We start from the raw sequence: 13,262 nt of genomic DNA, 5'->3' as shown, positions 1-13,262 counted from the left end.
ATTTTATCTAACGTGTTTTTAAACTGCAGGATAAAATATCATCCATAGACCACCACAGACTAAACCAGCAAAAATCACAAAACCAATAAGCGAATTGGATTTGAAAAGCTTAAGACATTGTGCACTGTCATCTATATCAATGACTTTAATTTGAATAAACATATGGATGCTTGCTAAAAAAATTCCTAAAAAGCCCAATAGAGGAACTTTAGCTAAATAAAATGCTAAACTCACGAATACGACAAAACCACCATACAAAAAGACTAACGCATGCTTGGTTCCTTTGCCAAAGAGAAGCGCTGTAGAACCGATACCAACAGTAGCATCATCTTCTTTATCTTGATGTGCGTAGATGGTATCGTATCCTATGGTCCACAAGATTGATCCCACATAAAGTAAAATTGGTGACCAGCTTAAACTTCCAAACACAACGGCCCACCCCATTAATGCTCCCCAATTAAATGCAACACCTAAAAAAAACTGTGGCCAATAGGTTACGCGTTTCATAAAAGGATAAAATGCAACAGCTATTAAAGACGAAATGCCTAGAAAAAAACTAAACCTATTAAATTGTGATAAAACGCCTAAACCAACCAAACATTGTACAAGTATAAAAACTTTTGCTTGAAACCGACTCACATGACCTGTCGGTAATGGGCGTGAACGTGTTCTCTCTACCTGAGAATCAATTTTATGGTCTATAAGATCATTCCAAGTACATCCTGCCCCTCGCATAGCGATAGATCCTATAAAAAAAAGAAAAAGACACCAAACCCAATGAAGAAACATTGGTAAAAGAGGCTCATAATGCATGTCATATGAGAGAAAAGCCATTGTTGTTGACCAAAAACAAGGCCACATTAACAATTGCCATCCGATAGGCCGATCCCAACGCGCTAATTGCGCATAAAACCATAAAGAACAGGGAAGAAAATTATAGACCCATTGTTTGGAAGAAGCATCCATAACCCGTCCTTGGCTATTATAGGACTGAACATGAGGAATATTTTTATTTTTTTTCATCAAATGATTTACCTTTAGTCTTGCGATAGAGACATTTCATTCTTATGAGAAGGAGATGAGATTAATCATCTTTTATGAGAGGAGCAAGCAATGAATATTCTTCTTATTGGCTCAGGTGGGCGAGAACATGCTTTAGCATGGAAAATAGCAGCATCACCACTGCTCAAAAAGTTATATTGTGCTCCTGGAAATCCTGCAACAACAGAATTTGGTGAAAATATTAATTTAGACATTGATAACCACCCCCTTGTTATTGATTTTTGTAAAGCACATTCTATTGATCTCGTGATTGTAGGACCAGAAGCACCATTGGTTGCAGGTATAACCGACTCTCTTAATAGCGCCAATATCTGTGTACTTGGTCCGACTCAAAAAGCTGCTCAACTAGAAGGTTCAAAAGCCTTTACAAAAGATTTATGTCGTAAGAATAACATTCCGACAGGAAGTTACCAATGCTTTAATGATGCGGCTAAAGCCAAAGCTTACATTCATCAACAAGGTGTTCCCATTGTCATTAAAGTAGATGGCTTAGCAGCTGGAAAAGGTGTCGTGGTTGCCACAACGATAGAAGAGGCATTGAACGCCGTTGATGCCTGCTTCAAAAGTGCCTCCTGCAATGCAGGAAATAAAATTGTTATAGAATCTTTTCTTGAAGGTGAAGAAGCAAGCTTCTTTTGTCTTTGTGATGGTAAAATTGCCCTTCCCTTTGGATCTGCTCAAGATCATAAACGGGTGGGTGATGGAGATACTGGAGCAAACACCGGTGGTATGGGGGCTTATTCACCAGCACCCATCATGACCGAAGAAATGGTGAATCGTACCCTCAAAGAAATTGTTGAACCTGCTTTAAAAGGCATGCATGAAATGGGCGCCCCCTTTAAAGGCATTCTCTTCGTTGGATTGATGATAACGCAAAAAGGCCCCGAACTCATTGAATTTAACGTACGATTCGGTGATCCTGAATGTCAAGTTTTAATGATGCGCCTTAAAGAGGATATTCTGCCTATTTTTCTTGCTGCTGCTCAAGGAAACCTTGAAAACAAACCTCCTCAGTGGTCTGAAAAAGCTGCTCTCACCGTTGTTATGGCTGCAAATGGTTATCCAGGCTCTCCCCAAAAAGGGACTGTTATCCGTAACGTTGATAAAGTGAACATGCTTCCCGATGTGAAAGTTTTTCATGCTGGTACCGCATTACGCAATGGAGAACTTATTGCAAATGGTGGACGTGTTCTCAATATAACAGCAACAGGAAAAACGATTACGAACGCACAAAAACGTGCTTATGAAGCTGTTGATTCTATTGATTGGCCAGAAGGCTTTGTTCGTCGTGATATCGGATGGCGCGCCATTGCGCGAGAAAACTAAATCTTTTGGTATTCTTTTTTACGATTTCATTCTTTCACCTAACAGCATGATACACAAATTTTCTTACTTGTTTTGTGTTGGCCATAATTTTGGAAAAAACGTGTATATTTTTCTTAAAAAAAATAAAATACCTAAAAAATGTACTTCATGTTATTTGTGCACAAAGCAATATCCCTCTCATGCTCTTTTTCCCATTTCACGATATTAATCATGGAGAGTATCAATCAAACTACACCATCTTTATAAATAAAGGCACAAACTGATACCCCCATTGTATCCAACGCCCAATGTTATAATAATCCTTGTTGTCTAGAAAGTTTATCAAAGAGTCTTTACTCTTTTAATGATCTTTATCCACATGGGAATCCCCCTGCTAAGGTACAAGAAAATAATTTATTATTTTTATAAATCAATAACTTACTTTATACAAAAGAAAATAAAAAAACATTCTTAGCAATCTGCGCATGCTTTAACGATGTAGTAAAACCAAAAATCACATCATCAACAAAAAACATTGAATATTGTCAATTCCTGCCACGAACATATACTGTCAAAAAAACTTTATTTTTAATCTTTTAATTCCTCTTTGCCTTTAAAAAACAAAGATGCCTGCCAGAACTGATTTCTAAATAGTCAGATTTCCTATTGAGTTGGTTCCCCTTGTCTTCCCACTCATGAGCTTTACTGGTGTAAGGATAGATAAACAAACCTAAGAATATTTACCTCATCTGCTAAAAACACCTTATGTATGCAGCTCGCATGACTTTCACCCGTGCTAAAGAATCGCGTTTTACGGTCCAACAAGATCAAGGCTTATTGGTCGCATAAAAATGAATGCATATGAATGTTACTAAAGCGCAATTCTATTCGCAATCACCAAACGCAAACCTAACGGATTGCTATAACGAAGTAAAAAACGCTTTTGTTTAGAATGCGGCATTGTACAAAAAAATCTATGTAAATCAGAACGATCTTTTACAACCACAATACGATTATCTTCATTAATCATAAGCATGGGAAGGCCGTAAGTATCCGCCCATAATCGCCAATCCAGAAGAACATTATTTAAATCTCTGGAAACCAAAAGTGGAATACAAAATTCTTCATCTACATGAAGTAACTCTAATGCAACAGCTCTTTCTCCTGAACGTGTTTTTACAGTACGCGCCGCAATTCCTTTGAAATGACAAGGGGGTACTAACTGCGATAAGCTTGAAGGTTTATCTGTTTTAAAAAAAACACCGCGCTCATTTAATGAACAAATGACCTTATTACCTGTTCTGGATGAGAAATATGTCGTCGTTTGTGGCAAATGGCACGGATCCAATCGAAATTCAAGCACCGCTTTTGCCTGATTAAAGCATTGATTAGCCATATACAGTGTCCCAATTTATCTTAAATAACATACACCTTTTAGCAACTTTTTCTCATTGGATTATTAAAAGTTTGAATAAAAAAACAACTTGTTTCTTTTTTGGTTATTAAAACCTAAACAAAAATATAGATCAGTATTCTTAAATTATAATACTTTTCCAGGATTCATTATTCCTAAAGGATCGAGTGTTTTTTTTATCCCTCGCATAATATCCAATGCGACAGGCGATTTAAAAGAACGAAGTTCTTCGCGCTTAAGCTGACCAATTCCATGCTCAGCAGAAAATGCACCTTGATAGTCCATTACTAACCTATGAATGCGATGGTTCATTTTTGACCATAACTGCAAGAATGCTGTCGTATCAGCACCTATCGGTTGTGTAACATTATAATGCAAATTTCCATCTCCCATATGTCCAAAACAAACCACCCTTGCCCCTGGAGCGACATCTTCAACAATAAGTGCAGCCTTAGCAATAAAATCAGGAATGGAAGCAAGTGGTACTGCAATATCGTGCTTAATCGATCCTCCCGCTAACTTCTGTGCTGATGATATAGCTTCGCGCAATTGCCAGAAAAAATGTTGCTGTTTTAAAGATTGTGCAACAATTGCATCTTCTATCACCGCTCTCTTTAAGGCTTTTTCTAAAATAATACTCAACACGGAGAATGCTTCATCATTTCCTTGCAACGATGAAATATTCATTAATACATACCATTCATGTTTCTGTTCAAAAGGAGACTTCTCACACATCTTATAATCTAAAGCCATTTGAAAACTGAGATTTCCCATAAGCTCAAAACCTGTCACCATCCCTCCCCCATATTCTTGAGCCAGTGATAAAAACTCTAGAGCATTTTCTGGGCTATGTAATCCTACCAAAGCAATTGCTTTTGCTTTCATTTTTGGAAAAATCTTCAAAACAGCTGCGGTTATAATACCTAATGTACCTTCTGCACCAATAAAAAGATTTTTCAAATCGTAACCGCTATTGTCTTTTTTAACAAAGCGCAAATCATCCAAAAGGCGACCATCCGGTAAAACAACTTCTAAGCCAAGACAAAGATCACGCATATTACCATAGGCTAAAACAGCAGTCCCTCCAGCATTCGATGAAAGATTTCCCCCTATTTGGCAAGAGCCTTCAGATGCCAAAGAAAGAGGAAAAAAACGACCTGATTCATCTACTTTTTTTTGTAAATCTTGTAAAATAACACCAGCTTCTACAACAACAAAACTCCCCTCAAGATTTATCGCTCTTATCTTATTTAATCTCTCCATGGATAAAAGAACGCTCTCTCCTCTTTCATCTGGTTGTTGCCCCCCCACGAGCCCTGTGTTTCCACCCTGAGGTACGATTGGTGTACGTGTTTGGCTCGCTAACTGCATAATCAATGAGATTTCTTGCGGTGAAGATGGGCGTAAAAGTAAGGGGGTTCTGCCATGAAAAATCCCTCGCTCTTCAAGTAAATACGGTGTAATTAATGTCTGATCTGTTATAGCATACTTAGCCCCAACAATCTCTCGAAATCTCTCAATTAATTCCTGCTCCATGTTCATTTCTCCCTTGGAGCTGCAGCCCGTATAAGACGATCATTGATAGCCTCCCCTAATCCATATGATGGAATAGGTTCTACGGCAATACATCTCACTTTCAATGAATCCAATTCCTTCATGTATTGAAATAAATGAGAAGCTGCTTCTTCCAACTTTCCTTCTTCGCTAAGGTTTAAACTAAAAACCGCGTTTTCAGCTCCCATAACGCGCTTTGAACCAAATGCTAAAAGCGCTTCACCATTTTCTACCTTTTCTACATTCAAACGAACAGAAGCATTGGGAGCATAATGTGACTTTAACATCCCTGGGGCTTCAATCGCCGCCCTTTGATCTATCCGTTTTAGCGACTTTCCTACAACTTCTTCAATTTTATCAGCCGCAAGTCCCCCTGGACGCAAAAGATAAATATCTTCACCACAAATCTTAACAATCGTTGATTCAAGCCCTATTCTAGTCGCTCCTCCGTCCAATATCAAAGGAACAGATTCTCCCAAAGATGCAAAAACAGCCTCAGCCGAAGTAGGACTAAGACGTCCCGATTGATTCGCGCTAGGAGCCGCAAGTGGACGGCCAAAACATTGAACAACTTCCGCAAAACGACTGTCTGGAAAACGAATAGCTAATGTATTTAAACCAGCAGTCGTTAAAGGATGGATATCATGTTGTTCTTTTAAGGGTAAAACCAATGTCAAAGGACCCGGCCAAAACGCTTCCATGAGTTGGCGTGAAATAAAATCAATTTCAACATAGCGCTCCGCCATTTCAATACCATTGACATGCACAATAAGAGGGTTAAATTGTGGACGCTTTTTTGTAGAAAAAATAGAAGATAGTGCCCTTCCATTGGTTGCATCGCCCGCTAATCCATAAACAGTTTCCGTTGGTAGTGCGACTAACCTGCCCTGTCCAAGAAGCGTTATTGCTTCTTTTATCGAAACGCTATTAAGTGGTCGAATCGTCATGACACATCATTCCTATAACGCCCTTTGAGTGGCGCAAAACTATAACGATGTAATCCTATAATTGGACCCTTTTTATCAAGAGCTGTACGATGGGCTAGCGTTGCATACCCTACATGCTTCTCAAAACCATACCCTTTATAAACTTGTCCAGCACATTCCATCATACGATCACGCGTTACTTTCGCAATAATAGATGCGGCTGCAATTGAAAGCGAGCGCTGATCACCCTTAATTAAGGCCATTGCGGGACAGAGCAGCTGAGAGGGGATATCACGTCCGTCAACAAGGACATAGTGAACTGGAACAGCTAGCCCTATAATACAGCGACGCATTGCTTCCAAAGTTGCTTTTCTAATATTAGATTGATCAATTGTATGGGCGCAAAGACTAGCAACTGAAACGGCTAAGGCGCTTTGCAAAATTTCATGATAAAGTTTATTGCGCTGAAGAAACGAAAGCTTTTTTGAATCATTTAACCCATCAGGAATATGATTTTTATCCAAAATGACTGCCGCTGTTACCACAGGTCCAGCAAGAGGTCCCCGCCCTACTTCATCAACCCCTGCTATATGCAAAAAACCTTGGTTTTGCAAATCCAATTCATACGAAAAGTTTGGCTGAAGCGGCAATTTAAACATCTTTGATAAGTCACAAATACAATACACACACATTTATTTTTGTAGGCTGCTTATTTTTTGCAAGCGTTACAGTTTTTAATCGTTCTTCAAACATTGTGTAAATTCCTGCACAAAAGATATAAAAACAAAAAACACATTTGTTTGGTTACCTTTTTTATTGTGTATGATAGAACCATGATGAAATAAAAGTTTTTATTTCTTAAATTGTTCCTAAAGTCATAATCGGTTTTACAAACCAGTTTGGATGTATCGATTTAATAGAAAGTGCAGCCTGCTGCGCTGCTTGTTGATTTTTAAAAATGCCAAAACAAGTTGCCCCCGTTCCAGACATACGAGAAAAAAGAGACCCACATTCATCCAATATAGATAACACTTCAGCTAACTGAGGTGCTATTTTTAATGCTGGAGAAAAAAGATCATTACGCGTTTCTTGTAAAGCTTCAACCAATGAATCAACACTCTCTAAAGCATCTGGATTAATTTTTAAAGAAGGATGGTGGCGCTTGTCTAACGCTTTAAAAACAGCTTGTGTTGAAATCTCTTGTCCATGATTAACCAATACTATCGCAAGAGAACAGGCCTTTTTCAGTTGTATAATTTCTTGGCCAATCCCTTTGACAAAAAGTGGCTGCTGATATTTCAATGCCAAAAAACACATGGGGACATCAGCACCAAGAACTAAGCTCATTTCTGCTAATTTTTCATAAGAATAATCAAGATTCCACTGTTGACACAACATGCTTATAACCCCAGCTGCATTACCTGATCCTCCACCAATACCAGAAGCAACAGGTAATGTTTTCACAAGTTTTAAAAAAGCCGGTTTAGCGCTTTCAGGAAAGGTCTTGTGCATAAAATCACGTGCGCGGATAACCAAATTATCTGAATCAGATACAAGTTTTTTTGCAAACGGACCCGTTAAAACGAAGCGATCCTCTTCACAAGGTGTATAACTCAAACAATCACCATTAAGACTAAAATAAACCAAACTTTCTATTAAATGGTAACCATCAGCACGTTGCCCCACAACATGCAGAGCTAAATTCAATTTAATGGGTGTAAACACATAAAAAGGACCGTTGAATGAGGTTTGCACATCCCGTATCATCTGACGCAATATTCACCGGTACAGATATCCTTTACCAATGTACCTCGTTTTTTTATGCTAGACTTGGCTTTTTCTATCCCCCCTCCTTGTAATATCTTCCGCAATCGTTTTCTCATTAAATAATAAAGGCGAAAAGCTACCGCACATAAACTGAATGCAATCACTCGTATCATTTCAAGTTTGTTCTCTCATAACTGCTTTTAGGCAAAATTCCTATTTTTCCTGAGCATATCTTATAATTATCCTTCATCACAAACCATAATGCTGCCATAGTGCACGCTCTTGTGCTACTATAAACATACTATCTACTGCTGTAGAAACCGCATGAGCTGTAACCCCTGCAGGTGTTTTAGGTCCTAAAAGACTTTTTGGAGGTGTAATTAATCGAAGTTTTGTATCATCTCCAAAGCGCTCCTTAATAACAGAGCGCACATCACTTAATCCATCAACAAGGCCAAGTTCAACGCCTTTCTTCCCACTCCAAAACATTCCTGTAAAAATATCTGGATCATTTGATAATTTTGCAGCACGCCGCTCTTTAACCAAATCAATAAAAGTTTGATGAACTTCAAGTTGTAGAGATTTCAAATGCTCAATATCTGCCTTTTTTTCTGGCTGAAATGGATCTAATGCAACTTTATTTTTTCCGGCTGTATATACACGCCGTTCGACACCAATTTTTTTCAACAGTTCCGGAAAACCAAAAGAAGCTGAGACTACTCCAATGGAACCAACAATCGAAGAAGGATCTGCAAAAATCTCATCCCCCGCACAAGCAATCATATAACCACCCGATGCTGCTACATCTTCGATAAAGACCAAAACCTGTTTCTTTTTTTCCTCTGCCAAATCACGAATACGCTTAAAAATAAGACGCGACTGCACGGGCGAACCACCAGGAGAATTAAGAATAAGTGCAACTGCCGGAGCTTTTTTGTATGCAAAAGCCTTCTCTAAAAGATTCGCGCACCTGCCCAGTGAAAGCGTACGTGACATCAGTGTCGCTGAGTCCATAATCGCCCCATGAAGACGCACCACAGGGATTTCAAGTTTACTAGAATAAAAACGATGCGGAATAAGATTTTTGATAATTTCCATCAAAACAAAACTTCCTTATAAGTTAGGGAAAAGACAAGATAATAAAAAGGGTACAACATAGCTAAACACAAAAGTGCATAAACAAGTCCAAAATACAGTATCACATCCCACTTCAGTCAAAATCTAATTTCCCTTTCAAGGGTTAAAGGTTAAATTCGAATTTAAATAATAACGTGAAAAATACAAGATATCATTTTAAAAGTTCCCACAAACTTATACATCCATTATTGATTGCATCAATCCGCGGTGAAAAAGCATGATTACTACCCTCATGGATAACCAACGCCGGTAAAATTGATAAAGCTGCTCTGCTGCCTCGTTTTGCATAACATAAAATACGAATTGCTGCAGCTGTAGCACATGCATGAATGGGAATGATACAGATACCACCAAAGCGCCCTTCTAAAGCATGCAAAATATCCGTTAGTGATTGTGGACGTGCAATAAGCCCTAAATACCCACCTGGCTTAACGATAGCCGCCGCACTGCGTAGCCAGTTATCAAACATCGCTTCAGGCATAACATGTGCTTCAGATTTTTGTTTATCAGGTGTCTTGCGATCGGTAGGATTATTAAAAGGTGGATTCATAATGGCAAAATCAAAGCTATTATCTATCAAACCTTCTTTTATACGAGCATTCCCTTTGAAGGTGACGTCTGCTTTTAATAAACAAACCCGCTCAGTAAGCTTTTTATTTTGTTTCAGCATAAGTGTTTTTTGTGCGTAAGATATCATAAAAGATGAGCGTTCCACCAACGTAACATGAACTTGCGGACAACGCGAAGCTACAGCCAACCCTGCTGCTCCAGCCCCCGCCCCTAAATCAACAACCTTACCCTTTAAATCAGTGGGAACCAAACTGGCTAATAACATAGCATCCATTCCAGAACGATGACCATGTTTATGAGGTTGAACCAAATAAAATCTCCCGCGATGAAAACTGTCAATTGTTTCACTAATCTGATTCGTTGTTGTATCCATTTTAAAGCCTAATATTCATTATAAACTGAACTTTTTTATCAATGATGCCTTTAATAAGGCTGTTGCAAATTTTTTCCTTACCTCTCATAAAAACAATATTATACAAGCTTTTAAAATATACTCTTGCATAGATCATTCAAAGTCTGCACTTCAAAGCAACATCAAAAGCTTGAGTCAAAACAAAACCCCCTTTATGCTAATATTTAAGAAAATAGAATTCATAGATGTCCATTGCAATACTCTAGGAGTCAACATATTGTGAGTGTAGCCACAAAATTAAATCAAACACAAAATAATCAAGCATCTCTGCAATCTCTCATTCGTCTTACAAAAGATGATATGATGCGAGTCAATCAATTTATCCTCTCTATGGCAAAATCAGAAGTTGAGATGATCCCTGAAATTTCCAATCATCTTATTTCATCAGGAGGAAAACGCTTACGCCCAATGATCACATTAGCTTCTGCTCATATGTTCGGCTATCAATATGATGGGCATATAAGGCTTGCAACAGCCGTTGAATTTATGCACACAGCAACCTTGTTACACGATGATGTGATTGATGAAAGTGATTTACGACGTGGAAAATCTACAGCACGAATGATTTGGGGAAATCAAGCCAGTGTTCTTGTTGGAGATTTCCTATTAGGACAAGCTTTCAAAATGATGGTCGATGTTGGCTCTATAGAAGCACTCTCTGTCCTAGCAAATGCTGCTGCAATTATTGCTGAGGGAGAAGTTATGCAACTTTCCGCCGCAAAAAATATCAAAACCAGCCCTTCAGATTATCTGAAAATCATCAATGCAAAAACAGCAGCACTTTTTTCAGCGGCTGCTGAAGTAGGGCCCATTATTGCTGGCTATGGAAATAAAGAACGTTCCGCATTACGTGATTATGGAACATCTTTAGGATTAGCTTTCCAATTGATTGATGATGCACTTGACTATAGTGGTAGTGCTCAAAACTTGGGAAAAAATATAGGGGACGATTTTAGGGAAGGAAAGATCACAATGCCCGTGATTCTCGCATATGAGCGTGGAAATATGGGTGAAAAGGCTTTCTGGAAAGAAGCACTTGAAGATGGCAAGAGCAATAACGAAGCCTTTGCATACGCGCAACACTTAATGGAGAAATATAATAGTATTACAGATACCATAGAACAAGCACGCATCTATGGAAAAAATGCAATTGATTCTCTTATTCCCATGAATGAAAATCTTGCTTACAATGCTCTCGTTGAAACTGTTGAGTTTTGCATTGCGCGCGTAAACTGATTCTTTGCAAAAATCGCAATATTTCTTTAAAAAGTAATGAGATATAATTTATAAACGATACAATCGATTGATTATCTTGAAAAGGATTAGTTCTATGTGTTCTGCAACGGTATCCCGACTTTTTACCCTCTTTATCGTGGGTATCATGCTGATACCATCCCCCACTTACAGTAAAATAAACACGGCGACTCATACAGGCTCATTTACAGGTGCTTATTTAGCTGGAAGGGTTGCAAATCATGAAAATAAAATGGATCTTGCGATCAATTATTTTAAACAGGCACTCGTTTATCAACCTGATAACATTGAAACACAAAAAGAGCTCCTTGAAGCTATGCTCTCGGTTGGAGACTTTAAAGAAGCTGTGCAACAAGCCAAAAAACTCAAAGAGCAAAATGTTATAACTCCCTTTGTTTCCTTAACGTTGTCAATAGAAAGTCTCATTAAAAAAGACTATAAGAATGCTAAGCTTCTTCTACAATTAAAAGAACCTCCCACAGCTAATAACCCAATACCTGAACTCATCGGTGCTTGGGTTACTTTTGGATCTGGACAAAAATCTCAGGCAATTGCTGATCTTAAGAAGCTCAAAGGTCCTGTCTGGTATGAGCTTTTTATATCTTATCATCTAGCACTTATGAGCGACCTTGCAGAACAACCACAGGATGCAAAAAAATATTTTATTAAAGCACTGAATAACAAACAGGGGACTCTTATCGCTCCTAATACCTATGAACGTATTGTGATAGCCTATGCCTCATTCCAACTGCGCCATAATATGCGTAAACAAGCTCTTCAGACAATCCAGCATGGCGAACAAATGTTATCAGCACGGGAAATTTTAAAAAACCTTAGAGAAAAAATTGAAAAAAATGTTTTCTTAGAAAGGTTGATTAAAACACCTCAACAAGGAGCAGCCGAGGTATTGTATAATTTTGGAACAGCTCTCAACCATAAAAACTCAGGGCGCATAGCACGTATTTTTAAACAATTATCTTTCGCTTTATATCCTCAAAGTGACGCAACACTGTTTCAGCTCGCACATATTTCTGCTAAATTGGATGATCCTCATCAAGCCATAAAACTTTATCACGCTTTATCCCCTAAATCTCCTTATTATAAAGATGGGCAAATTCATCTTGCATTTCTTCTTGCCAATAACAACAATTACAAAGAAGCAATAAAACTACTGACATTGTTAAATAAAAAGTTTCCCAATGATCGTAATATTTTAATAACGCTTGTTGCTTTTTACATGCAGGATCATAAATTTCTTGAAGCTACTAAAACTCTAGACTCTGCTATCGCCCAGATAAAGAACTTTCAGCAGGATGATTGGAAACTTTTTTATCAGCGTGGTATTGCTTTTGAGCGTCTAAAACAATGGCCAAAAGCAGAAAGAGACTTGCGAAAAGCTCTTGATTTTTTTCCAAACCAACCGCAGGTTCTAAACTATTTAGCTTATTCCCTTGTAGAGCGAGGTGAGAAGCTTAAAGAATCGCTCCATATGTTGCAAAAAGCTTCTGCCTTACAAGCTCACAACAGCCATATTCTTGATTCTTTAGGGTGGGCTTATTATAAACTAAAAGAGTACGACAAAGCAGTCCAAATATTGGAAAATGCTGTCAGATTACAACCTGAGGACCCAACATTGAATGATCATTTAGGGGATGCCTATTGGAAAGTTGGACGTAAACGTGAAGCAATATTTCAATGGAATCACGCAATTGACGGAGAACCAGAAAATTCTAAACAAATTCAAAAAAAATTGAAATTTGGTTTGCAATAAACAATGCTTAACCGTAAACCACATAAATAATAAACAAAGAGACTAAAATTTCTTTGGCCTCTATTTGTATCGTTCAATATTTAAAGAGTA

Annotated in this window: 11 protein-coding genes; 3 read left to right on the top strand and 8 right to left on the bottom strand. The window is 38.1% G+C overall.

From position 1 onward, the window contains the following. Positions 1-18 precede the first annotated feature (18 nt). Complete coding sequence (gene ubiA / locus D1092_RS01285) at positions 19-1,023, bottom strand: 4-hydroxybenzoate octaprenyltransferase (protein ID WP_120121838.1); 1,005 nt, start codon at positions 1,021-1,023, stop codon at positions 19-21. A 90-nt stretch (positions 1,024-1,113) separates the two neighbouring features. Here ubiA and purD point away from each other — a divergent pair, with 90 nt between their 5' ends. After that, positions 1,114-2,388, top strand: a complete 1,275-nt coding sequence (gene purD, locus D1092_RS01280; protein ID WP_120121837.1) for a phosphoribosylamine--glycine ligase — start codon at positions 1,114-1,116, stop codon at positions 2,386-2,388. Between the two features lie 850 nt (positions 2,389-3,238). Here the strand turns inward: purD and D1092_RS01275 are convergent. The 7 genes from D1092_RS01275 to D1092_RS01245 all read right to left on the bottom strand — a co-directional run bounded on the left by D1092_RS01275 (position 3,239) and on the right by D1092_RS01245 (position 10,108). Next, positions 3,239-3,763, bottom strand: a complete 525-nt coding sequence (locus D1092_RS01275; RefSeq protein WP_120121836.1) for a DUF6101 family protein — start codon at positions 3,761-3,763, stop codon at positions 3,239-3,241. Positions 3,764-3,907: 144 nt separating this feature from the next. Further along, positions 3,908-5,317, bottom strand: a complete 1,410-nt coding sequence (locus D1092_RS01270) for an FAD-binding oxidoreductase (RefSeq protein ID WP_120121835.1) — start codon at positions 5,315-5,317, stop codon at positions 3,908-3,910. Positions 5,318-5,319: 2 nt separating this feature from the next. Beyond that, complete coding sequence (locus D1092_RS01265; protein WP_120121834.1) at positions 5,320-6,282, bottom strand: L-threonylcarbamoyladenylate synthase; 963 nt, start codon at positions 6,280-6,282, stop codon at positions 5,320-5,322. Then, complete coding sequence (locus D1092_RS01260; protein WP_120121833.1) at positions 6,279-6,920, bottom strand: ribonuclease HII; 642 nt, start codon at positions 6,918-6,920, stop codon at positions 6,279-6,281. Before D1092_RS01260 ends, D1092_RS01265 begins: the two co-directional genes overlap by 4 nt. Before the next feature lie 199 nt (positions 6,921-7,119). Continuing rightward, positions 7,120-8,028, bottom strand: a complete 909-nt coding sequence (locus D1092_RS01255; protein WP_120121832.1) for a 4-(cytidine 5'-diphospho)-2-C-methyl-D-erythritol kinase — start codon at positions 8,026-8,028, stop codon at positions 7,120-7,122. Between the two features lie 249 nt (positions 8,029-8,277). Beyond that, on the bottom strand, positions 8,278-9,126 hold the full coding sequence (locus D1092_RS01250) for a S49 family peptidase (protein ID WP_120121831.1): 849 nt from the start codon (positions 9,124-9,126) through the stop codon (positions 8,278-8,280). A gap of 190 nt (positions 9,127-9,316) precedes the next feature. Next, on the bottom strand, positions 9,317-10,108 hold the full coding sequence (locus tag D1092_RS01245; RefSeq protein WP_120121830.1) for a tRNA1(Val) (adenine(37)-N6)-methyltransferase: 792 nt from the start codon (positions 10,106-10,108) through the stop codon (positions 9,317-9,319). Between the two features lie 258 nt (positions 10,109-10,366). Here D1092_RS01245 and D1092_RS01240 point away from each other — a divergent pair, with 258 nt between their 5' ends. Further along, entirely contained in the window at positions 10,367-11,383 is a 1,017-nt protein-coding gene (locus tag D1092_RS01240) for a polyprenyl synthetase family protein (RefSeq protein WP_120121829.1), read from the top strand. Between the two features lie 94 nt (positions 11,384-11,477). Continuing rightward, positions 11,478-13,172 (top strand): tetratricopeptide repeat protein, encoded by a 1,695-nt coding sequence (locus D1092_RS01235; RefSeq protein WP_120121828.1) that lies wholly within the window; start codon positions 11,478-11,480, stop codon positions 13,170-13,172. Positions 13,173-13,262 lie beyond the last annotated feature (90 nt).

Source organism: Bartonella krasnovii (assembly GCF_003606345.3).
Lineage (GTDB): Bacteria > Pseudomonadota > Alphaproteobacteria > Rhizobiales > Rhizobiaceae > Bartonella > Bartonella krasnovii.
The sequence above is the reverse complement of the archived record's forward strand: the minus strand, read 5'-3'. Positions and strand labels throughout refer to the sequence as shown.

Bases quoted from the DNA above. Each gene is read 5' to 3' on its own strand.
- D1092_RS01235 (WP_120121828.1), top strand. From the start codon at position 11,478: ATGTGTTCTGCAACGGTATCCCGACTTTTTACCCTCTTTATCGTGGGT.
- purD (WP_120121837.1), top strand. From the start codon at position 1,114: ATGAATATTCTTCTTATTGGCTCAGGTGGGCGAGAACATGCTTTAGCA.
- ubiA (WP_120121838.1), bottom strand. From the start codon at position 1,023: ATGAAAAAAAATAAAAATATTCCTCATGTTCAGTCCTATAATAGCCAA.
- D1092_RS01245 (WP_120121830.1), bottom strand. From the start codon at position 10,108: ATGGATACAACAACGAATCAGATTAGTGAAACAATTGACAGTTTTCAT.
- D1092_RS01250 (WP_120121831.1), bottom strand. From the start codon at position 9,126: ATGGAAATTATCAAAAATCTTATTCCGCATCGTTTTTATTCTAGTAAA.
- D1092_RS01275 (WP_120121836.1), bottom strand. From the start codon at position 3,763: ATGGCTAATCAATGCTTTAATCAGGCAAAAGCGGTGCTTGAATTTCGA.
- D1092_RS01260 (WP_120121833.1), bottom strand. From the start codon at position 6,920: ATGTTTAAATTGCCGCTTCAGCCAAACTTTTCGTATGAATTGGATTTG.
- D1092_RS01255 (WP_120121832.1), bottom strand. From the start codon at position 8,028: ATGATACGGGATGTGCAAACCTCATTCAACGGTCCTTTTTATGTGTTT.
- D1092_RS01270 (WP_120121835.1), bottom strand. From the start codon at position 5,317: ATGGAGCAGGAATTAATTGAGAGATTTCGAGAGATTGTTGGGGCTAAG.
- D1092_RS01265 (WP_120121834.1), bottom strand. From the start codon at position 6,282: ATGACGATTCGACCACTTAATAGCGTTTCGATAAAAGAAGCAATAACG.